Origin of the sequence: Hydrogenovibrio sp. (assembly GCF_049975065.1) — a bacterium.
Classification (GTDB): Bacteria; Pseudomonadota; Gammaproteobacteria; order Thiomicrospirales; family Thiomicrospiraceae; genus Hydrogenovibrio.
On the sequence record NZ_JBNGDN010000030.1, the window covers coordinates 1 to 21,735 of the forward strand.

A 21,735-nucleotide genomic window follows, 5' to 3' on the forward strand; every position below is an offset into this window, starting at 1 on the left:
AACATTGTTCACGCACCGTCGTGATAAACACGGTTGTGTGCAGGGGCGTTTGTTCGCCTGGAGAAATGAAACCGCTTAGCCGATTTCGCTGTCACAGTCCCATCTCATCCTTAATCTGATCAACCCATTGATCGACACGCTCGGCGGTCATTTCGGGTTGTTGGTCTTCATCAATGGCCAAGCCGACAAAAAACTCACCGTCATCGGTCACCGCTTTGGACTCATCGAATTCATAGCCTTCGGTGGACCAATAACCGGCTGGCGCGGCACCGTTTTCCAGCGCCACATCATGCATCATCCCCATCGCATCCAGAAAATATTCCGCATAATCCGCCTGATCGCCCAAGCCGAAGCAGGCCACGGTTTTATCGGTGAAGTCGATGGATTTAAAGTCTTCCCAAAAGTCATCCCAGCTGCTTTGCAGCTCGCCATAGTACCAAGTGGGCTGGCCAAGAATGATTTTATCGTACTTGGCAAAATCTTCCGGACTGGCCGACGCCACATCATGCACATCCACACGGTCTGCACCGATTTTGTCTTTAATCATATCCGCAACACGTTCGGTGTTTCCGGTATCCGTTCCATAGAAAAGGCCGATTTGACTCATAGGTTAACCCTTTAAAAGTTTAAAAAAGTTCTAAAAAAGCTCTAAAAATTCGTGATTGAAATTCGTGTTCGAAAAATGACTGTCGCGCGAACACCCCCAACGCTCATACTCCAAGTCTCTAGATGATGTGCTTTGTCATATTTCATCGGACATGATAGCATAAACAGATCACAGCAAATTTCAAAAAAAACTTATCCGAAACAATGAAAAAAACTGATTCCGACAAGCCCAATATCGATTGCTTTCAATGTGTGCATTTTTACATCACCTGGGATGCCAGTCATCCGCGCGGCTGTAAGGCGTTCGACTTCAAGACCAGGCAACTGCCCAGCGTGGTGGTCTTCGAATCTTCAGGACAACCCTGTTTGAAATTTCAACCCAAACGCCCGCAAAAACCCTCTGGCTCAGAAAAAAAAGGCTGGATTGCCTAGCCGCCTGAGCGGATTTTCTAAGTTTTCGCGTCCATCACGGCTTTATGAGCCTTAACTCCGTCGAGAAACGACCACATAAAATATTCCCCCGGGTCGCTTTTTCGCCCAGGCGCAATGTCACTGTGACCGCGCACCCGCTCAAGTGACAGGGTCGGGTAGGCCGCCACCAGACTCAACAGAACCTGCGACAGCGTTTCATACTGCGCCGCCGTATATGGAGTCTTGTCGGTGCCTTCCAGTTCGATACCGATGGAAAAGTCGTTGCACGCCGAACGATCTTTAAAGTGTGACACCCCGGCATGCCAAGCGCGTTTATTAAAGGGGACAAACTGCATCAGCTCGCCCCTTCGATTGATAAACAGATGAGACGACACTTTCAACCCTTGAATCTGACGGTAATAATCGTCTTCTGTTGGGTCGAGTGTATTGGTAAAAAGCTGTTCCACGCCGGATCCGCCAAAGCGACCCGGCGGCAGACTGATACCGTGAATGACAATGAGTTGCAGATCCCGCTCATCCGGCCGTTCATCGGCATTGGGGCTGGGAAGGTAGCGCGCTTCGTTAAAAACATGGCGATGTGGGTCAAGCGTTAATGGGATTTTCATAGTTCAGATAGTATAATCCGAATCGCCCAACATCGAAATGCCTGAAACGCATACAAAGCACAGCGACCATTTTAAGGCACCGCAACAATCGTGATGCCAGCATCAATAGAACGCTTCTTACTCATAACAAAAACAAAGACCCGACCATGCCTGATATTGACTACTTCGCCGACCTTCACACCAACGTTCAGCAAGCCTTAGCGGAAGACATCGGCACAGGCGACCTCAGTGCCGATTTCCTCCCAGAAACAGCCAATGCCCAGGCCTGGGTCCTTCTGAAACAAGATGCGGTGGTGTGTGGCCGCCCCTGGTTTGACGAGGTGATGCGCCAAGTGGATTCGGCAATCCACGTGACTTGGCATTGTCACGAAGGCGATGCCCTGCCCTCTGGCTCCCGAGTTTGTGAAATCACCGGCCCTGCCACCGCGATACTCAGCGCGGAGCGCAGTGCGCTGAATTTTTTGCAAACCTTATCCGGCACCGCCACCGTCACCCAACACTATGTAGAGGCACTCAAAGGCTTCGGCACACACCTGCTGGACACCCGCAAAACCCTACCCGGACTGCGATTGGCACAAAAATACGCTGTGCATTGCGGCGGCGGCACCAATCACCGGGTCGGGCTTTACGATGCCATTCTATTAAAAGAAAATCATCTGATGGCCGCCGGCGGTCTGCTTCAAGCCGTCAAAATGGCGCGCCAGAAACATCCCGGCAAAACCCTGGAAGTGGAAACCGAAACCCTAACGGAAGTCGAACAAGCACTCCAAGCCGGTGCCGATATTATCATGCTGGACAATTTCACCCTTTCAAACATCCGAACAGCGGTTAAAATGGTTAATCGAAAGGCCAAACTGGAAGTTTCCGGCAATGTCGAACTGGCGCATCTCGTCGAACTGGCCGACACCGGCGTGGACTTCATTTCCACCGGAGCCATTACCAAACACCTTCAGGCCATTGATTACTCCATGCGCTTTCATTTAGAAACGGACTGACTTTTTATGTTTGACCATATTCTCTTTAATATTGTCTTTTTACTGATTATCACCGTCGGGCTCGTCTCGATTTCTCGACGCATTCATCTGCCCGCCATCCTTAACTACATTTTAGTCGGGGTCATTGTCGGCCCTTTTGGCTTCGCGCTGATTGAAAGCGAAGAAAATATCCACTTTTTAGCCGAATTCGGCATTGTCTTTTTACTGTTTTCCATTGGTCTGGAATTCTCACTGACGCAAATGGTGTCGATGCGCCGTGTGGTGTTTGGATTGGGCGGGTTACAAGTCTTTGTCACAGGCCTGGTGGTTTTCGGAGTGTCCTACCTGCTCGGGCTGGACATTGAAACCAGCCTGGTCATTGCCGGTGCGTTTGCACTGTCGTCCACCGCCATTGTCATCAAGCAATTAACGGAACAGTCGGAAATTCAAACGCGCCACGGTCGCGCCACGGTCGGCATTTTGATTTTTCAGGACATTATGGCCATTCCGCTGTTGATCTTGATTCCGGCACTGGGTGCCGCAGCTGGGTTGTCGCTGCCGCATGAACTGGGCATGGCGTTTTTAAAAGGGGCCATTGTGGTGGTGGTAATGCTACTGGTCGGGCGTTACGTACTGCGACCTTTGTTTAAAGAAGTCGCCTCCGCTAAATCTCAGGAACTGTTCACCCTGACGGTGCTGACGGTTGTTCTCAGTGCCGCCGCTTTCACCGAAGAAATGGAAATTTCCATGACGCTGGGCGCCTTTCTGGCGGGAATGATGCTGGGGGAAACCGAATACCGCCATCAAATCGAAGCCGACATTCGCCCCTTCCAAGACATTTTACTGGGGCTGTTTTTCATCACCGTCGGGATGATGATTTCGCTGGAAGTGATTCAAACGCATTTCTGGATCATTATGGCCGTTACGTTGGGGATTATGCTGCTGAAAGGCCTGGTGATTTTTGGCTTAATGCACCTGTTCAAAAAGCCCGACGGCGTTGGGCTGCGCACCGCTATTTCACTGTCTCAGGTCGGTGAATTCGGACTGGTACTGATCACGCTGGCACTGACCTACAATTTATTGCCCGGGGAGCTGGGGCAAACTCTATTGACCGCCGCCGTCTTCAGCATGATGGCCACCCCCTTCCTGATTAAATACAACGGGCGTCTGGCCAACCGCTTCTGCCGCAAAAGCTATCAAAACGATTTCAGCGAAATGGAAAACGTGATCAAGGAAGACTCGAAGTTCCTGTCCGACCATGTAGTGCTATTGGGCTTTGGACGGGTCGGCCAGATCACCGCCAAATTCCTCGAACAGGCGCATGTGCCATTTGTGGCACTCGACATGGACATCAAACGGGTGCAGGAGGCGCAACAGAGCGGCGAACCGGTGTACTTTGGCGACTCGGCCAAATACAGCATTCTGCAGGCCACCAACATTCACAAAGCCAAGGTGGCGATCATCACCTTCCACGACTACCATGCCGCCATTAAATCGCTGAAAACACTCAAAGACATCGCGCCCGATCTGCCGATATTGGTGCGCACCATCGACGATCACCACATTAACGAACTGACCGAAGCCGGTGCCACCGAAGTCATTCCGGACACCTTCGAGTCCAGCATTATGCTGGCGTCCCACTTGTTGTTAATGATTGGGCAACCGCCAAGCCAGGTGTTACGACAGACACGTGCCGCGCGACGCGGACGTTACAGTTTGTTAAACGGCCTCTATCCGGGGGAGTCCGAATATGCACCGATTGATCAATCGCAAATGGGTCAGATTATTCAACCCATGCCGATTAACGAATCGGCTTTTGCGGTGGGCAAACGTTTGGAAGCCTTGCCGTTTGAAGCATTGAATGTGTATATTAAGTCGGTCCGGCGTGGCTCGGTGCGGGGCGATAATCCAGATTTGAAAACGCGGCTGCGCGTTGACGATACGATTATTGTGCAAGGCCTGCCGGAAGATTTAGACAAGTTTGAACACTATCTGAATACCGGTAAAATGTATTGACGAACGCCTTGACGGCGAAAGGCGCGCCAACCTAATGGAAGAAAACCAAGCCTATTATTCGATCTCCGACAGCCAAATCAGCGAAGCCATGCGCCCGGTTTGACCGTCTCGCCGATAGGAGTAAAACCAGTCTTCTCGGGCATAACTGCACAAGCCGCTTTGCACAACTTCGCACACGCTCAGACGGCGCAAGGCCGCTTCCGCCAGGCCTGGTAAATCGGCCCACCACTTGCCGTCACGCAGACTTGGCGCGAAATACGGCTCGTTTTCAGAAGACACCGCACAAAAGCCATCGTAAACCTCAGTGCCCACTTCAAAATACGCCGCACTGATGGCCGGACCGATCCAGGCGACCAGCTGATGCGCCGGAGACGGCAGATGCGCCAGATTTTCCGCCAAGATGCCATTTAACAATCCCCGCCAACCGGCATGAACCGCACTGACAAAGCGCCCCTGCCGGTCGCTAATCAGTATCGGCAGGCAATCCGCGGTCATCACAGGGCACACCGCTTCTGGAAGATCCGTCCAAATGGCATCCGCCACCGGCGGCGTGTCGTAATCGTCACCTTGCCACGCCAGTGTGGTGGTCGTGTGCTGCTGCGACAACCATCGGGGAAGGCGCGACCACTGCAAAACCTGCGCCAAGCGATCGCGATTGGCGTTCACCGCCTCAACGGAATCACCGACATGCGTGGCCAGGTTCAGCGTTTGAAACGGCGGCGCACTGACACCGCCAAGGCGCGTCGTCACCCGCGCCTGAATACGACTCGGAACCGGCCAAATCGGTTCGATAAACGTCAAGCCGGCCGTTTCAATCAGACGGTACGTCGGCATCCGTCACCCATTCCACTTCCACACCATTATCATCGTCATCATCGTAATCCGCAAAACGCGCGGCCTGAAAGTCATCCAAATCGTCCCGCAAAATATCGATCAACGCCAGCATATCGTCCGGCATCGGCACTTTCCACTTCATCACCTTCGCAGTGACTGGATGCGTCAGGCTCAGTTGCCCAGCATGCAGCGCTTGGCGTTTGAAACCACGCAGATAATCGGCAAATTCCGGCATCATCTGCTGCGGAATGCGCAGGCGTCCACCATAGACCGGATCTCCAATGAGCGGAAATCCAAGATACGCCATATGGACGCGGATCTGGTGAGTCCGCCCCGTTTCCAGCTGCACCCGCACATGGGTGTGCTCCCGAAAACGTTCCAGCACGCGATAATGCGATACTGCCGGTTTGCCACCGCCCGTGCGAATCACCGACATGCGCTTACGATCCGTTGGGTGACGTCCAATCGGCTGATCGACCTTTCCGCCGGAAATCACTCGCCCCACAACAATGGCATCGTAAACACGCTCCACCGCGTGGCGCTGCAATTGTTCCACCAAATGCGTCTGCGCGGGCACGGTTTTCGCCACGACCATTAAGCCGGTGGTTTCTTTATCCAAGCGGTGCACGATACCCGCACGCGGCACACTTCTCAGCTCGGGGTAATGGAACAACAACGCATTCAGCAAAGTACCGTCTGGGTTACCCGCGCCGGGGTGCACCACCAGACCCGCCGGTTTATTCAAGACCAGAATGGCTGCGTCTTCATACACGACCTCCAGCGGAATCGCTTGGGCTATGTATTCAATTTCGTCTTCAATCACGGCTTGCAATGCCACTTGTTCGCCACCAAGCACCTTACTATTCGGCTTGGTTACAAGCTGACCATCCAGCGTGACCTGTCCGGCTTTCACCCAATCCTGCAGACGATTGCGCGAAAAGTCGGAAAATATTTCTGCCAGTACCGCGTCCAACCGCCATCCCAATTTATCCTGCGGGATCTGAGCGTGCAACAATTGACTTTCCAAACATTCTCCTTTGGATGTCGGTTGTCCCGACACATTTTTCGTGGCCATTCTTCAGCCAATTATTAATATGTCCATCAGGACATATGGTATGATTTGCTTTTTACGCAACGCCATTTTATCAAGAATATGAAGCATTCGCTGTTATCGCTGTTACTTTTATCATTCCTTTCTCTGCAAGGCTGTTCCATTTGGGAAAAGGACGAATCCGACTGGACAGTGCAAGACTTTTACGAACACGCCAAGGATTCCTTCAACAGTGAACAGTGGGGGCCGGCCATTGAATACTACGAAAAGCTGAAGGCCTACTACCCTTACGGAAAATACGCCGAGCAATCGTACCTTGATCTCGCCTATGCCTATTATCGCTACGATGAACCCGAGTCCGCACAGCGCGAGCTGGACGAGTTCATTCGCCTGTACCCCAAACACAGTGCGCTGCCCTACGCCTATTATCTGCGGGCACTTTCTGCCGATTCGATTAACAAAAGCTGGTTTGACAGCTGGCTTCTGGATCCGGCCAGCCGTGACATGGCGTCCACCCAGGAAGCCTACAACGCTTATATGGATTTATTGGAACGCTTCCCGAAATCAAAATACGCCGCCAATGCCAAAGAGCGCATCATCATCCTGCGCAACCGTCTGGCACGCCATGAATTTCTGGTGGCGGAATATTACTTCAAACGCAAAGCCTATCTGGCCTCCGCCAATCGCGCCAAGTTCATAGTGGACAACTATCCGCGCAGCCAAGTCAATATTTTTGCCTTGCAGCTGATGCGTGACGCTTACCAGGAAATGGGCATGACGCAAAACGCCGAAGACACCCAAGCGGTTCTGGACTTGAATCTGGCACGTCGTGCGGCGGAAGCGGAAGACGCCAGCGTCGACTGACCCCGACGATGGCCATCGAACCCGCCGCCCCGGCCTAAACAATCCTTAGACGTAATCCTCAGAACGCAAAAACCGCCAGGCCTGGCGGTTTACCTCAAACAAGGCTGAGACCCATTACTCACTGTAACGGCTGGTCATCGGATAACGGCGGTCGCGCCCAAACGCACGAGGCGATATTTTCACCCCCGGAGCGGCCTGTCGTCGCTTATATTCATTGCGCACAATCATTTTCACCACACGATTGACTTCATCCGCATCGTAGCCATAAGCCGAGACGATTTGCGCCGGCGTCTGATCATCTGCCACAAAGGCTTCAATAATCGTGTCCAGCACCTCGTAATCCGGCAACGAATCCTGATCTCGCTGTTCCGGTCGTAATTCAGCCGATGGTGCACGGGAAATCACTCTTTCCGGAATCACTTCCGCATCGCGGTTACAAAAGGCGGCCAAACGATACACCCAGGTTTTTGGCACGTCTTTCAAGGGTGAAAAGCCGCCAACCATATCGCCATACAAAGTGGAATAACCCACGGCGACTTCCGATTTATTGCTGGTCGCTAAAACCAGTTTATGCGTTTTATTGGAAATCGACATCAGCAGGAGGCCCCGAATACGCGCCTGAATATTTTCCTCGGTAACGTCCTGTTCATACCCCTGAAAACGCTCAGCCAGAGCCGACTCACAGGCGGCATACACCGATTCAATCGGAATGGACTGGTATTTTACCCCCAGAGCCGTGGCCTGCTTTGCAGCGTCCTCGATGCTGATGTCGGCGGTGTAACGAAACGGCATCATCACCGCTTCCACCTTATCCGCCCCCAGCGCCTCTACGGCCACGGCCAGCGTTAGAGCGGAATCAATCCCACCGGACAATCCCAGAACCACGCCGTCGAAACCATTTTTCTGAACGTAATCCCGCACACCGATGACCAGCGCATGAAAAATGCGTGCTTCGTCTTGATATAAAGCTCGCTTTTCACCGGGCAAGATCACCACCGAATCGGCCTGTTTTATAACCTGAACCGGCATCAACTCGGATGTAAACTCCCCTGCCTGCACCTGAACCTCGCCTTCGGCGCAGGTGGCAAACGACCCGCCGTCAAATACCAACTCATCCTGACCGCCCACCTGGTTAACGTAAATAACCGGACGCCTCACCTCGTTAACCCGCCGTTGAACCACCTCAACGCGATCCCGGTGTTTTTCCTGTGAAAAAGGCGAGGCATTTAAGCTGATCAACACGTCCGCCCCATCCTGCACCGACTGCACCGCCGGTGACGGCTTCCAGATGTCTTCACAAATCAACAGACCGAAACGCACCCCTTGGTACTCAACCACACAGGAGTGCTGTGCCGATGAAAAATAACGCTTTTCATCAAACACACTGTAGTTGGGCAGGTTTTGCTTAATGTAGCTGGCTTGAATTTGGCCGTTTTCAATCCAAGCGGCCATATTAAAGCGTTCACCCAGTTCGTCCATCATCGGATAACCGACCACCAGCACCACTTCCTGAACGGCTTCGCACAATCTTTGCAGCGCCTGATTCACCTGACGATACAAGGCTTCTCGAAACAAAATATCTTCCGGCGGATATCCGGTGATCGTCATTTCAGGAAAAACGACGATGTCGGCATGAAGCTCGGTTTTCGCCCGTCTGGCCGAGTCGATGATTAAATCGACATTGCCGAAAATATCGCCGACCACCGGGTTGATTTGCGCCATGACGACCGTGATGTGTTCTGACATAATTTAAATTCCGTTGGCTCTTATCCGATCAGTTTCAACATGGCATCGCCCAAATCCGCCGGAGACGGCACCACCGTCACCCCGGCCGCTTTCAAAGCGGCAAACTTGGCTTCGGCTGTGCCTTTGCCGCCGCTGACAATCGCACCGGCATGCCCCATGCGCTTACCGGCGGGTGCCGTGACCCCAGCAATGTAAGCCACCACTGGCTTGGTCACATTTTGTTGAATGTAACGCGCCGCATCCTCTTCGGCCTGACCGCCGATTTCACCCACCAATATAATGCCTTCGGTTTGCGGATCCTGCTCAAACAGTTGCAGGCAGTCAATAAAGCTCATGCCGTGAATCGGGTCGCCACCAATGCCGACGCAAGTGGATTGCCCTAAACCGTTCTGCGTGGTTTGATGCACCGCTTCATAGGTTAAAGTGCCGGAGCGCGAAACAATGCCGACTTTGCCGGGCAAATGAATGTGTCCTGGCATGATACCAATCTTACACCCTTTTTGATCATCGCCCGGGGTAATCAGACCTGGGCAATTCGGCCCAATCAGATACGCATCGGATTTATCCAACACGGCGCGCACCTTCAACATATCGTTGACCGGAATCCCTTCGGTAATGCAGGTAATCACGCCAATACCGGCCTCAATGGCTTCAATAATCGAATCCGCCGCAAAGGCCGGCGGCACATAAATCATCGAGGCTTCCGCGCCGGTTTGCTTCACGGCGTCTTTAACGGTATTGAATACCGGCAATCCCAGATGTTCGCTGCCGCCCTTACCCGGCGTAACACCGCCGACCATGCGGGTGCCATACGCCATCGCCTGTTCGGAGTGGAAGCTGCCCTGTTTGCCGGTAAATCCCTGACAAATCACCTTGGTTTCTGCCTGAATTAAAATACTCATGCCTGCCCCTCCATCACTGCATTCTTCGCGGCCTCTACCGCTTTGTGCGCGGCATCCGCCAAACCGTCCGCCGTTATAATACTCAAACCGCTGTTGGCCAGTTTTTCTTTTCCGAGCATGACATTGGTGCCTTCCAAACGCACCACCACCGGAATTTGCAATCCGACTTCCTGCACCGCTTGAATAATGCCGTCCGCGATTAAATCGCAACGCACAATACCGCCAAAAATATTCACCAGAATCGACTTGACGTCGGAAGAGGACAAAATCAACTTAAACGCTTCGGCCACTCGCTCGGGTGTCGCACCCCCGCCCACGTCCAGAAAATTGGCTGGCTCACCGCCATTGAGTTTGATCAGATCCATCGTCGCCATCGCCAGGCCTGCGCCATTGACCATACAGCCAATATTGCCGTCCAGTGCAATGTAATTGAGTTGATGATCCGCTGCTTTCGCTTCCCGCGGGTCTTCCTGAGTCGCATCGCGCATTTCCACCAGGCCTGGCTGGCGGTAGAGGGCGTTGGCATCAATATTCAACTTGCCGTCCAGTGCCACCAATTGGTTATCCTTGGTCAAAACCAGCGGATTGATTTCCAGTAAAGACACATCTTTGTCCAGCGCCATGCGGTAAAAGCCCTGCATCATCGTCATGAGCTGCTTGAAGGCATGGCCGGTTAATCCCAAAGCGAATCCAATTTCACGACACTGATAAGGCATCAACCCCACTGCGCCATCCACATTCACCGTCAGAATTTTTTCCGGCGACGCTTCGGCCACCAATTCGATGTCCATGCCGCCGGCTTCGGAAATCACAAACGTATGACAATGCTTGACGCGATCCACCAGCAGACTCAAATAGAATTCCTGCTGAATGTCTAATGTCTGCTCAATCAATAGCGCGTTCACGGGCAAGGCTTTTCCGGCCGTTTGAATCGTTGCCAAGGACGTCCCCAATAACGCCTGCGCCGCCGCTTGCGCCTCTTCGGCCGTTTTCACCAGCTTGACACCACCGGCTTTACCGCGTGCCCCGGCATGAATCTGGGCTTTAACAACCCAGCCGTCGGAATCCACTTGCGCCAAGGCGTGCGGCAACTGGTTGAGATCGTCAATCATCACGCCGACGGGCGCTGGGATACCATATTGTTGAAACAGTGATTTTGCTTGATATTCGTGTAAGTTCATGAATGGCCTTTTACGGATTTGCCGCCTTGCGTCGTTACGCTGTTCGGCAGTAAATTAAGTTGACACTATTTTATGTTTTTTAGCCCCAAATTGCATTAACCCCAATCGTGACCTTCGGGTTCGGATAAAGTCAGGTCAGAACCATCAGGTCAGAGCAACTTTAAACCGTCTTTAGGTTAAAATGACAGGTTACTTTAATTCGGATGTGAGTCACCCCTTATGAGAGCGTTACTTTTTTTTATTTTTATTATGGTTGTCTTCTTGGTGGTGTACTTGGGGCTTCAGCGTTTAAAACAGGCGCGTTCACGTTTGTTTGAGCAGGATGAAAATGCCCCCGCCGACCACAAGCACGCAACGGACGAATCACCGGAAAAAATGGTGGCCTGCGCGACCTGTGGCCTACACCTTCCCGAACAGGAAGCGATTTGCGAGGAAGACACCAACCAAGAACGCCATTATTATTGCAGCCAAAAACACCGCTTAGCTGATAAAGAGCCGAATGTCATGCCTTAAACGCCGGAAGACGAATCCCGCTTGGCAGGAAAAATCGTTTGAATCGTTGCTTCAAACACCACAACCTGACCGCTGAGCGGGTGATTGAAATCCACGACAATCTCATCACCCTCCATCCGATGAATCACCGCCGGCACTTCTTCCCCAGTGGGGGTGTTGAAACCAATAACATAGCCCTCTTCCAGCGTCATTGTTTCTGGAAAATGGCTGCGCGACAAGGTTTGAAAATTGGCCGGATCCGGCAACCCAAAGGCTTGTTCCGGCATCAGCGTAAACTTGCCGGTGGTGCCCACTTCCAAGCCGATCAACAATTCATCCAAGCGGTTCAACAGCTGACCGTCACCGATCTGAAAGGCAAACACTTCGTCCGCTTCGGTTTGATCCACCAAGGTGCCGTCAAGCAATGTCAGCTTAAACGAAATTTCGACATGACTGTCTTCTTGCACCGTCACGACTTCGTTCGATTGATCCATCCCATTTTTGTCTTCCAAACCCATAGACTTCCTCTTCACGGACGCCATCATTGCGCCTCTTATCCACATCAAATTAACCCGAAGCGGCCGATTCGGCCGCGACTCGGAGGCGGTTTCGTCCTGCCGATTTGGCCTGATACAAAGCCTGATCGGCACACTTCATCACGGCCAGTGGTGGCTTGCAGCCAGCCGTTCGTGTGGCCATTCCGCCACTGATGGTCACGCTGACAGCCACCTTTTTTCCCTTCAACGGCACTGAGAGCACTTGCGTGGCGATGGATTGCCGCACCTCATCCAAAAAAGGATACGCCTGCGTCGGCGTTTGACCTTTGAACACCACAGCAAACGCCTCACCGCCATAACGATACACTTGTGCGGTGCTCAGAAGCGCCAGCGCCTGCGCCACCATTTGCAAGACACGATCCCCGACATCGTGACCGTAAACATCATTGACTTTTTTAAAGTGATCGATATCCACCATGGCAATCGTGTATTTTCGTCCCAGACCCACAAAGGATTCCAACAAAGCCCGTCGCCCTTCCAAACCGGTCAAAGGGTCTATGTAAGCCATCTGATGGGCATCAAACACCATAGACAGAAGCACCATCCCCGCGGCCATGGCGATCATCCAAGCCAAAACACCGGTTTGCTCTGAACCGTTTAAGCCGTAGGCCACTACCATCAAAACAAACACCGCCGCCAAATCCAAAACTTTTATCGGATTTAAAAACGCATAACGAAACAAGAGGGTAAAAAACACCGCTAATGTTATCACCATGGCGCCCCAAGGAAGATGAATCACCGAATAACCGCTGGGCGCCAGCAAAAAACGCCAATACGGCAAGGGCCACGCATTGATCAGCCAATAAACCGCATAGACGATTCCCACCAGAAGGCTTAATTGCAACAGAACGTAATACTGGGATTGCAACCCTTTTTCCGGAAACAGCAGCCACAGCAAGAGTGTTAAAGGCCACAACACCGTCAACACCGAAAACAGCTCGGTTGAGGTGAAAGCGCCATCGACCTGCGGGGCAAAAAACGTCATCCCCACATTTAACAACAGAAGTGAAGCGAAAATCATGATCGGCTGCAAGCGATTGAGGTAAACGCTGATAAAAATGCCCAGGCCTGGCAAAATAAAAGGCAAAAACAGCAGCAGCGATCTAAGCCCTTCCGCCCTAGTCGCCATGCCCGGCATCGACCAGATGGCCAGCGCCGTTAACCCAGACAACCACACAAAATGCTTGGCCATTGCCACTTTGCTATCCGTTTAACTGTAAGAAATTACGCGACCAAAGCACCGCGTTTCGAAACCAAACATACCGAAAAACAGCTTTATCCTTGTAAGCAATACATTAGGTTTTCCCGAAAATTGAAAATTCCGGCATGGCACGATCCTCACAGCGAACGCGCCATTCCAGCACGTAATCACAATTCTGGTTGGCCGCACAACTGAACCCGTTATATCCGAACTCACCAGCCTTATTGGCGTTCTTCGACAAAACCAGATACCCCAAGGGACACAATTCGGACGCTTTATTTTCAATACTGATGCTGTCCAGATCATGCGGCGGCTCACTGTAAAAACGCACAATTTGATAGGTATCTTCCGCCAGTGGTTTCGATTCAACACTGCTGCAACCACTCATCACCAAAACGGCCAGGCCTGGCAATAAACGTAAAACACGGGGGCTGAGCCGCTGTAAGGTTTGTAAGGTTCTAATTAACATCATGGGATTCATCTTTAGCAATTCTTTAATGCGGCTCGACCGCTTCTTCCTTTAAACCGATCTCAGAGACAACGTAACACATATTCGTGTGCAGCTTTTTTCCATCCACTAAGAAAGAGGTCGCGCCGGCAATATTGTCGTCCGGATTCAAGCGCACACTGCCCTGATAAGCTTTGAGCACCTTGCCGGTATAGCAACTGTAAATTTCGATTTTACGATCCAGCCCAATCCAATCGGACTGGATATTCTTGGCCGAGTTCGATACTTTTTCACACGCCGACAGTAGCATCACCATCGGCAAAACCGCCAGCAGGCTGAAACGAGTGAACATTAAAACATCTCCTTAAAATAAGGGCTGCAAACAAAAACAATATTTTACACCTTTTCAGTCACCGCAAAAAAAGAAAGCCGACATTTGTCGGCTTAAATGGTCAGATCAATACAGCCATCAAGGCGTCACGCAAAGCCTCATGGCACATCTCTCTTACGGGATCAGTTCCCCGGGTTTTGATTCAAGGGATCCGATGACTTAGCCGGCTTGAGTCCTTGTTTTTTCGCATCTTTTTCAATTTGATCTAACGAGGTGTCTTTCGCATCCTTATAGGCCTCCTTGCCATCGTCAGCCACCTTATCGGCATTTTCCTTGGTGCCATCCCAAGCCTTAGCCGCGTCTTTCTTAACGCCATCCCATGTTTCAGAAGCCGTTTTCTGAACATTATCTACAAAATCGGCCTGCACCGACGAAGCCGAAAACGCCAACACCGAAGCCAACGACATCACACCCAACAATTTTTTCATGATTACATACCTTGAAATAAGAATTTTCCATAGATGAACACCTCAACCGCGCTCGCCCATAACGCCGCTCTTCACACCGTTAAAAGCCAGCTTCGGTTGAAAACTGCGATTTTGAATCCAGCTCCTCAGAGCGTCACCGAATATCGTTAACATTTGGATTCAAGGCATTGTAGCCTTGATTCAACCTCCATAAAGAGTAAAAGAATTCAACTGCCCAGCGAATAAAACACCATGCGAACCGTCAAAAAGCTTGAAAAATCATAGTATTTCCGTTTGAATAATCATTACTTATAAGCGTTTGCAATAAATTTTAATTTTTCTTGGATAGATTTTATCTATATCATAGCGTTCAACAAATCAAAACCAAGCCATCCATAAAGGAAGATCAAGATGAACATCACCATTCTCGGCACAGGATTTGCCGCACTGACTGCGATCAAACAAACCCGAAAACAGTCACCCAATGCCAAAATCACCGTTATCGCACCCTCGAAAGAAATGATTTATCTGCCCAGCTTGATCTGGATTCCTGCCAACCTACGACGTTCGGACGACTTGCGAGTTGATCTGACCAACTTTTTCAATCGCCAAACCGTTGAATACATTGAAGCCACAGTGAGCGATGTTTCCAATCAAGGTCGCACGGTTCACACCGACCAGGGCGACTTCGAGAACGATGGCTTAATCATTGCCTCCGGCGGTCGCTTTATCAAAAAACTGCCTGGCATTGAACACGCCATCACCCCATGTGAAGGCATTCCCGCTGCAGAAAAAATTAAAGAACGCTTGGACAAAATGACGGGCGGCACCATCGCCATTGGTTTTGGCGGCAACCCCAAAGAACCGTCCGCCATGCGCGGCGGCCCGATGTTTGAATTTCTTTTCGGCATCGACACGCTATTGCGCAAACAAAAACGTCGCGACAAATTTAACATTGTCTTCTTTAATCCCGCCCCAAAACCGGGCAAGCGCCTTGGCGACAAAGTGCCGGATGCCGTCATGAAAATGATGCGCAAAAAAGACATCAAAATGGAACTGGGACACAAAATGCTTGGCTTTGAAGCCAACAAAGTCATGACCGAAGGCAGCGAGTTTGAGGCCGACTTAATCCTGTTTATGCCAGGCATGACCGGGCCTGCATGGTCACAAAATTCCGATATTGCCAAATCCGAAGGCGGTTTGATCAAAGCCAATGAATTCTGCCAAGTCGAAGGCATGGAAAAAACCTATGTCGCCGGCGACTCCGGTAGCTATCCCGGACCCGACTGGCAAGCGAAGCAGGCTCACATGGCGGACTTACAAGCCATCGCGGCCAGCCATAACCTAATCAAAGAGTTACAGGGTCAGACCGATTTTGAGACCTTTAAGCATGAACTTGTCTGCATTATCGACACCCTCTCGCATGGGGTGCTGATCAAACGAACCGAAAAAGGCACTCTGATGCTGCCGCCCTGCCGCTTAATGCATCTTGCAAAACGCTTTTTCGAAGGCTGGTATCTGCGCCAGTATCGTTAAGAAAACGCTGGTTAAGGCACCGTTGATGAGATCAGTGGTTGCTTAACCTCCCAACACACGGAAGACTTTCAGCCGGCTTCAGCCACACACAGCTTGCTGAAAGTTCATGCACCAGCTCATTTTTTAACCACTGTTTAACCACTGTTTAACCACTAAAGGAAGTGCAAAATGGAACAATCTCTTTTCCACGATAAATACCCGGTTTTTTCAAAAACCATCGCAAAAACCGACACACAACACAAGGATGTGGACGCCATTTTGACCTATTTGGAGGATTGCATCCGTGACAATCCGAAAGCCGCTTTGATTGCCCGCTTCGACCATGTTGCTCATACTCGCAGCATTGATGGCGAAGTGGCACCGGACATTTTAGAAGCCAAGCACGTTATTTTCTGCTTCGGCATGAAACTGCCCGTGCCGGAAGCCATGGCGGTTCGCCCCCGCTCAATTGGGGTGACCGACATGGGAGATCGCTTTGTTGTGAGCTTTATGGAAGTGCCTAATCCGCAGGCTCAGCAGTGGATAACCGAATGGGTTGAAGCGATTTAGCCTCGACCCGACTGAACAGACTTTCAAATCGCTGCCAATAAAAAAGGGACCTAAAAGTCCCTTTTTTACACGTAATTTCAACCAAAACCCTTTAGTGAATTTCGTCCAAACTCACTTTCAATAACCCAATGTGACTGGCATAGTTGACCAGCTCAGCCGAAGCCGCCATACCCAGTTTCGTCATGATATTCTCGCGGTGCTTGGAGACGGTACGGTCACTGATGCCCAGCAGTTCGGCGATATCCTTGGTCTTATAGCCTTCGGCGACCAGTTTTATTACCTGTTTTTCGCGTACGGACAGTTTTTTGGAACGCTTAGGTTTGTCCGAAACGTCTTCTTGCTGACTGGCCAATTCCGCCTGTTCATTCTGGTAAGCGGTCAAATCCGGTTGGATGTCGGAATGCACGAAGACCTCATCGGACAACACACGCTTGATCCCGTCAATCAACTCCTCTTTGGAAACCGATTTCAACGCAATGCCATGCACACCCATATCCAAGGCTTCTTTCCAGACATTGGGCGCTTCTGCCGCCGTCAACACAATAATTTTGGTGTCGTATTTCTGCTTTTTAAGATGGGCAATAACGGCCATGCCGCTCAATTTCGGCATGGATAAATCGATCATCAAAATATCGGGGTTCTTTTCATCAATCAACGCCAAGGTGGTTTCACCGTCTTGCGCTTCCGCGATGACCTTAACGGTTCCATCCGAATCTAAAATAGACTTGAATCCAACACGAACCAAGTCATGATCTTCCGCCAACAGAACGGTGGGTTTTGCTTTTGCCATGCGAAATCCTTTTTTTCAAAGTTAATGTAAAACTTCGTAGTAAATATTATTTATTTCGAGTCATTATAGACGGTTTAAAAAAAATTTCATTGAAAAATTAGGGTGCTTCTTTCAAGAAATGTTCCATCTGATTCAAACGAGTTTGCAGCAATGACGGCAGCCCATCCGCTGTTACATTTTCCATTTCGCGAATTGACTCGACCCAGTCGGTCAAATTAAATAACATAAAATTCCCCTTCATGCGATGCAGCAGTTTGCGCACCTCTGACAAATCCAATGCGTCCTGCCCAGAGGCGCTCGTTTGATACGCTCGCAAAGCCTTAATGTCTGCTCGAACACTCGCCTCAAACTGCGGCCATAAGTGCACTAGGTGCTCCGGTATGAATTGATGCGACTGCGTGCCTGTTGCCTCTAGTAGACGCCAATTAGGATCCCCACACTCTTTACAATGCAGAAGATGGATAATCTTATCCTCGGAGATCGGCTTTTCAACCCACTCATCAAAAATGGATTGGTCTATTTCAATCCCCATTTGCTCAATTTCATACACTGTATGCGCCGCCGTTAAGGCAAACACGCCTTTTAAAGCGGGCTTCGCCTCCTGGGGCAAGTCGCGTATTTTTTGACAAACTTCGGCACCGGTCAGGCCGGGCATCTGAATATCCAAAAAGACAAACTGATAGGGCTTTTGCTGGAATTTTTGCCAGGCTTGGTTACCATCATTGGCACGCTCAACTCGGCACCCCAATTGCTCCAAAAACGTTTCTAACACCATCTGATTGATCTTGGAGTCATCCGCAATCAGCACGTCGAAATGACACTGAAAGTGGTCACCTAGGGTCGGATTGAAGCGGGTCGGATTGAAACGGTTCGTTTCCATCGGTGCCGGCAATCGATCCGTCATGTCAACCGGACAGCTTTTCGCCTCCATCGGCAGCTCAACGCAAAATGAACTGCCGATTCCTTTTGTGGATTCCACGTGAATCGTGCCCCCCATTAGATCAATCAAGGTCTTGACAATCGACAACCCCAACCCAGAGCCCAAGTGTCTTTGACCCACATCCGATCCCAATTGCTTGAAGGGTTTGAAAATGGTGTGCAAGTCTTCTTCATTCATACCGGCACCGGAATCGGTCACTTGAATTTTCAAGGCGCTGTCTTGCTCCTGAACCTCGACAAAGACCCCGCCGATTTCGGTAAACTTGATGGCATTGACGATCAAATTCACGAGAATTTGCGAGACCCGCACCAAGTCACCGTAAAAGCAATTATTCTGGCTGCTGATGGCAAATGCCACAAACAGCCCTTTTTCGGAAGCAATGGACCGTGTTAAATGGCGCACGTACTCTCCAAGCTGGTCGAGTTCAAACACAGTCGGATTGAGTTCAAGCGGCCCAAACTCCGCTTGGGCAAACGTCAAAATATCATTAATCAGGAAATTCAAGTGTTCAATGGTCAAACGCATGGTTTTTAATTCGTCTGAGGTATCCTGTTGCGCCCATTGCTTTTTCTTGACCACCGAAATCAAGCTATTCATCCCCATCAGTGGCGAACGCAGTTCATGGCTGAGCATGGCTAGAAACTGAGTCTGTTCGTCAAACTGTTGCTGCAACAAAGCCGCTTCTTTTTTGGCCGCCTCTTCTTGGGCACGCAACTGTGCCACCATGAGACGACTGTGGGATTCGATCAACTGCTCTTCCAGCTCATACATTTCAGACACTTCCACACAGGTGGAATAAAGTACCGGAACGCCATCGCACTCAGCCAAATGCAACTTGTTAATTAACCAACTGACCTTTTCCCCCACCTTAAAACCAGCTAGAAAACGCTCATCGCCATCGGGACGTTCAAGAAACGCCTGCCACTTGGATTCTAACAGGTGAGCGCTCTCCGGCATCAGGCAGGACAAAAAATCATCATAATCATCCATAGACGCGCCCACCATCGCCTGAAGGGCTGGGGAAATTCGAAAAACGACGGGGGCGTCAGACACGCTTTCACTCTTTCCCTCTGTGCGCTTATCAGTTTCCAACTGACACAGACACCACCAAAGGGTTTTATTGAACAAAAGATCACCCAGATATTGTTTATCCAAATCCATGCAAGTCACTTTCTATAAATTCGATTACTTATGGGTTAGAATAGCAACAAATTTAACGGAATGCCAATTCAGCGCACTCTAGTCAACTGGCCTAAAACACCTTAAAAATCAATATGACAGACAATTACCGCATTGAAAAAGACAGCATGGGCACTTTAAAAGTGCCAGAATCCGCTCTTTATGGCGCTCAGACACAAAGAGCCCTCGATAACTTTCCGATCAGCGGCCATCCACTTCCCTCCAGTTTCATTCGTGCTTTAGCTTACGTTAAATTTGCGTGTTCGGAAGCGAATCTGGAGTTGGGCCTGATGTCCGAAGAGACCGCTGGTGCGATTCAAGCCGCCGCTCACCAGATTATTCAAGGCCAGCACCTGGAACACTTCCCGGTTGACGTTTTTCAAACCGGTTCCGGCACCAGTACCAATATGAACATGAACGAGGTCATCGCCCATTTGGCGCAGCAGCTTACCGGGGTCAAGGTGCACCCGAATGACGATGTGAATATGAGCCAGAGTTCCAACGATGTCATCCCCACCTGCCTTCACGTGGCAGCCGCCATGGCCGTTGAAGAACAGTTACTGCCAGGCCTGGCGGATTTGGTTGTGGTGTTGGAAAATAAGGAGGCCGAGTTCAACGGCGTTGTGAAAACCGGACGAACCCATTTAATGGACGCTACCCCCATACGCCTGGATCAGGAAATCTCCGCCTGGCGCCACCAGATTCTGGATAACATTGAACGCCTGAAACAAACACTGGCTCGCGTACAACGCTTGCCACAAGGGGGCACGGCCGTGGGAACCGGCATCAATGCCGACCCGCAGTTCAGCACTTTGGTATGCGCCAATCTGTCCACCATTACAGCGATGCACTTTGAGCCGATGGAAAATCTGTTTCTCGGTCTCAGCTCGCAAGATACGGCGGTGGAGCTCAGCGGTCAGCTGAATGTACTGGCCGCAAGCTTAATGAAAATTGCCAACGATTTACGCTGGATGAATTCTGGACCGCTGGCAGGCCTGGGCGAAATTCAACTGCCCGCCCTGCAACCGGGCAGTTCGATTATGCCGGGCAAGGTTAACCCTGTTATTCCCGAAGCGGTGTGCATGGTGGCCGCACAAATCATGGGCAACCATACTGCCATTACGGTGGGCGGTCAATCCGGCAACTTTCAACTGAATGTCATGTTACCGATGGTGGCTCGTAATTTGTTGGAAAGCATTGACATTGCCGCTAACGCCAGTCGCGTTCTCGCCGAAAAAGCCATTGCTGGTTTTATCATCAACCCTGAAAACATTCAAAACGCTTTGGAGGTCAACCCCATTCTGGTCACGGCACTGAATCGCATTGTGGGTTACGAAACCGGTGCCGCCATCGCCAAAAAAGCTTACGAAACCGGGCAGCCGGTTTTCGAGGTGGCCAGAGAAATGACCGATCTTGACGAAGCCACATTACGCCAGTACCTCAATCCCGCACTGCTCACTCAAGGCGGCAACCCCACACCGGACTAGACCCATGCTAAAACCCGCTCGGGTGATTGCACTGGTTCCATCCGGCCTTCTCACTCAGTCATTCATTCTAAAGGAGACGCCATGACTGCCATCAACTTAACCATTGAAGAATTTGAACCCACCATCGAAAATAACGACATTGTCATTCTAGACTTCTGGGCAGAATGGTGTGCGCCCTGCAAACAATTCACCCCCATTTTTGAAGCCGTCTCCGAAAAACACCCTGACATCGTTTTCGCAAAGGTGAATGTCGAAGAACAACAAGATTTGGCCGGCCTGTTTCAGGTGCGCTCCATCCCCACCCTCGTCTTTATGCGCGAGAAAATCGTGGTTTTTTCAAACCCGGGGCTTATTCCAGAAGATAATTTGGAACAAGGCATTCAGCAACTGCGCGATCTGGATATGGCCAAGGTGCATGAAGATCTAGCCAAAGCCCAAACCGAAAATGCCTGACGAACGCAAAAACATTATGCTAAATTAGTGCTCCAGCAATTAACCCGAATATTTCACAAATTTGCACTGACCTTGCTTGCTCCTTGATTCCACA

The 21,735-nt window shown here is 50.7% G+C and carries 22 protein-coding genes; 8 read left to right on the forward strand and 14 right to left on the reverse strand.

The features are described from left to right. Positions 1 to 91 precede the first annotated feature (91 nt). Both fldA and ampD read right to left on the reverse strand, forming a co-directional pair. Positions 92 to 607 (reverse strand): flavodoxin FldA, encoded by a 516-nt coding sequence (gene fldA, locus ACP5D0_RS05255; protein ID WP_472364565.1) that lies wholly within the window; start codon positions 605 to 607, stop codon positions 92 to 94. 448 nt (positions 608 to 1,055) lie between these two features. Then, positions 1,056 to 1,643 (reverse strand): 1,6-anhydro-N-acetylmuramyl-L-alanine amidase AmpD, encoded by a 588-nt coding sequence (gene ampD / locus ACP5D0_RS05260; RefSeq protein ID WP_472364566.1) that lies wholly within the window; start codon positions 1,641 to 1,643, stop codon positions 1,056 to 1,058. Positions 1,644 to 1,789: 146 nt separating this feature from the next. Here ampD and nadC point away from each other — a divergent pair, with 146 nt between their 5' ends. Beyond that, positions 1,790 to 2,638, forward strand: a complete 849-nt coding sequence (nadC, locus tag ACP5D0_RS05265; protein ID WP_472364567.1) for a carboxylating nicotinate-nucleotide diphosphorylase — start codon at positions 1,790 to 1,792, stop codon at positions 2,636 to 2,638. 6 nt (positions 2,639 to 2,644) lie between these two features. Further along, the gene (locus tag ACP5D0_RS05270; protein ID WP_472364568.1) at positions 2,645 to 4,633 is read left to right on the forward strand and encodes a cation:proton antiporter; all 1,989 of its coding nucleotides are present in this window, start codon (positions 2,645 to 2,647) and stop codon (positions 4,631 to 4,633) included. A gap of 54 nt (positions 4,634 to 4,687) precedes the next feature. Here the strand turns inward: ACP5D0_RS05270 and pgeF are convergent, their stop codons facing one another. Next, positions 4,688 to 5,467 (reverse strand): peptidoglycan editing factor PgeF, encoded by a 780-nt coding sequence (gene pgeF, locus ACP5D0_RS05275; RefSeq protein ID WP_472364569.1) that lies wholly within the window; start codon positions 5,465 to 5,467, stop codon positions 4,688 to 4,690. Next, a complete protein-coding gene (rluD, locus tag ACP5D0_RS05280; RefSeq protein ID WP_472364571.1) occupies positions 5,445 to 6,494 on the reverse strand; it encodes a 23S rRNA pseudouridine(1911/1915/1917) synthase RluD in 1,050 nt (349 codons plus the stop codon). The genes pgeF and rluD overlap by 23 nt, the downstream gene beginning before the upstream one ends. A 126-nt stretch (positions 6,495 to 6,620) precedes the next feature. Here rluD and ACP5D0_RS05285 point away from each other — a divergent pair, with 126 nt between their 5' ends. Further along, positions 6,621 to 7,382, forward strand: a complete 762-nt coding sequence (locus ACP5D0_RS05285) for an outer membrane protein assembly factor BamD (RefSeq protein ID WP_472364573.1) — start codon at positions 6,621 to 6,623, stop codon at positions 7,380 to 7,382. Between the two features lie 114 nt (positions 7,383 to 7,496). On the opposite strand, the gene ACP5D0_RS05290 is transcribed toward ACP5D0_RS05285, so the two are convergent. The 3 genes from ACP5D0_RS05290 to sucC are packed head-to-tail and all read right to left on the reverse strand — an operon-like array spanning position 7,497 to position 11,211. Continuing rightward, a complete protein-coding gene (locus tag ACP5D0_RS05290) occupies positions 7,497 to 9,128 on the reverse strand; it encodes an NAD+ synthase (RefSeq protein ID WP_472364575.1) in 1,632 nt (543 codons plus the stop codon). Between the two features lie 20 nt (positions 9,129 to 9,148). Then, on the reverse strand, positions 9,149 to 10,030 hold the full coding sequence (gene sucD / locus ACP5D0_RS05295) for a succinate--CoA ligase subunit alpha (RefSeq protein WP_472364577.1): 882 nt from the start codon (positions 10,028 to 10,030) through the stop codon (positions 9,149 to 9,151). After that, positions 10,027 to 11,211 (reverse strand): ADP-forming succinate--CoA ligase subunit beta, encoded by a 1,185-nt coding sequence (sucC, locus tag ACP5D0_RS05300; RefSeq protein WP_472364579.1) that lies wholly within the window; start codon positions 11,209 to 11,211, stop codon positions 10,027 to 10,029. The genes sucD and sucC overlap by 4 nt, the downstream gene beginning before the upstream one ends. A 219-nt stretch (positions 11,212 to 11,430) precedes the next feature. Between sucC and ACP5D0_RS05305 the strand changes: the two genes are divergently transcribed. Further along, the gene (locus ACP5D0_RS05305) at positions 11,431 to 11,724 is read left to right on the forward strand and encodes a PP0621 family protein (protein WP_472364581.1); all 294 of its coding nucleotides are present in this window, start codon (positions 11,431 to 11,433) and stop codon (positions 11,722 to 11,724) included. Here the strand turns inward: ACP5D0_RS05305 and ACP5D0_RS05310 are convergent. The 5 genes from ACP5D0_RS05310 to ACP5D0_RS05330 form a co-directional block, all read right to left on the reverse strand. Continuing rightward, the gene (locus tag ACP5D0_RS05310; RefSeq protein WP_472364582.1) at positions 11,721 to 12,215 is read right to left on the reverse strand and encodes an FKBP-type peptidyl-prolyl cis-trans isomerase; all 495 of its coding nucleotides are present in this window, start codon (positions 12,213 to 12,215) and stop codon (positions 11,721 to 11,723) included. The two genes, ACP5D0_RS05305 and ACP5D0_RS05310, sit on opposite strands and share 4 nt — an antisense overlap. Positions 12,216 to 12,270: 55 nt before the next feature. Further along, positions 12,271 to 13,452: a GGDEF domain-containing protein gene (locus tag ACP5D0_RS05315; protein WP_472364584.1), complete on the reverse strand. Its 1,182-nt coding sequence runs from the start codon at positions 13,450 to 13,452 to the stop codon at positions 12,271 to 12,273. Positions 13,453 to 13,555: 103 nt separating this feature from the next. Then, complete coding sequence (locus tag ACP5D0_RS05320; RefSeq protein ID WP_472364586.1) at positions 13,556 to 13,933, reverse strand: hypothetical protein; 378 nt, start codon at positions 13,931 to 13,933, stop codon at positions 13,556 to 13,558. A gap of 22 nt (positions 13,934 to 13,955) precedes the next feature. Next, on the reverse strand, positions 13,956 to 14,261 hold the full coding sequence (locus tag ACP5D0_RS05325) for a hypothetical protein (protein ID WP_472364588.1): 306 nt from the start codon (positions 14,259 to 14,261) through the stop codon (positions 13,956 to 13,958). A gap of 161 nt (positions 14,262 to 14,422) precedes the next feature. Continuing rightward, positions 14,423 to 14,728 carry a hypothetical protein gene (locus ACP5D0_RS05330; RefSeq protein WP_472364590.1) on the reverse strand — a complete coding sequence of 102 codons (306 nt, stop codon included), beginning with the start codon at positions 14,726 to 14,728 and terminating at the stop codon, positions 14,423 to 14,425. A gap of 390 nt (positions 14,729 to 15,118) precedes the next feature. On the opposite strand from ACP5D0_RS05330, the gene ACP5D0_RS05335 reads away from it, so the two are divergent. Both ACP5D0_RS05335 and ACP5D0_RS05340 read left to right on the forward strand, forming a co-directional pair. Continuing rightward, the gene (locus tag ACP5D0_RS05335; protein ID WP_472364591.1) at positions 15,119 to 16,243 is read left to right on the forward strand and encodes an NAD(P)/FAD-dependent oxidoreductase; all 1,125 of its coding nucleotides are present in this window, start codon (positions 15,119 to 15,121) and stop codon (positions 16,241 to 16,243) included. Between the two features lie 168 nt (positions 16,244 to 16,411). Continuing rightward, positions 16,412 to 16,792 carry a DUF6858 family protein gene (locus ACP5D0_RS05340; protein ID WP_472364593.1) on the forward strand — a complete coding sequence of 127 codons (381 nt, stop codon included), beginning with the start codon at positions 16,412 to 16,414 and terminating at the stop codon, positions 16,790 to 16,792. 91 nt (positions 16,793 to 16,883) lie between these two features. Here ACP5D0_RS05340 and ACP5D0_RS05345 read toward each other — a convergent pair whose 3' ends face one another. After that, a complete protein-coding gene (locus ACP5D0_RS05345) occupies positions 16,884 to 17,582 on the reverse strand; it encodes a response regulator (protein ID WP_472364595.1) in 699 nt (232 codons plus the stop codon). A gap of 97 nt (positions 17,583 to 17,679) precedes the next feature. Next, entirely contained in the window at positions 17,680 to 19,575 is a 1,896-nt protein-coding gene (locus tag ACP5D0_RS05350) for a hybrid sensor histidine kinase/response regulator (protein ID WP_472364597.1), read from the reverse strand. Positions 19,576 to 19,796: 221 nt separating this feature from the next. On the opposite strand from ACP5D0_RS05350, the gene ACP5D0_RS05355 reads away from it, so the two are divergent. After that, positions 19,797 to 21,188 carry a class II fumarate hydratase gene (locus tag ACP5D0_RS05355; protein WP_472364599.1) on the forward strand — a complete coding sequence of 464 codons (1,392 nt, stop codon included), beginning with the start codon at positions 19,797 to 19,799 and terminating at the stop codon, positions 21,186 to 21,188. A gap of 81 nt (positions 21,189 to 21,269) precedes the next feature. Further along, a complete protein-coding gene (gene trxA / locus ACP5D0_RS05360; protein ID WP_472364601.1) occupies positions 21,270 to 21,641 on the forward strand; it encodes a thioredoxin in 372 nt (123 codons plus the stop codon). The last annotated feature ends 94 nt before the right edge of the window (positions 21,642 to 21,735 follow it).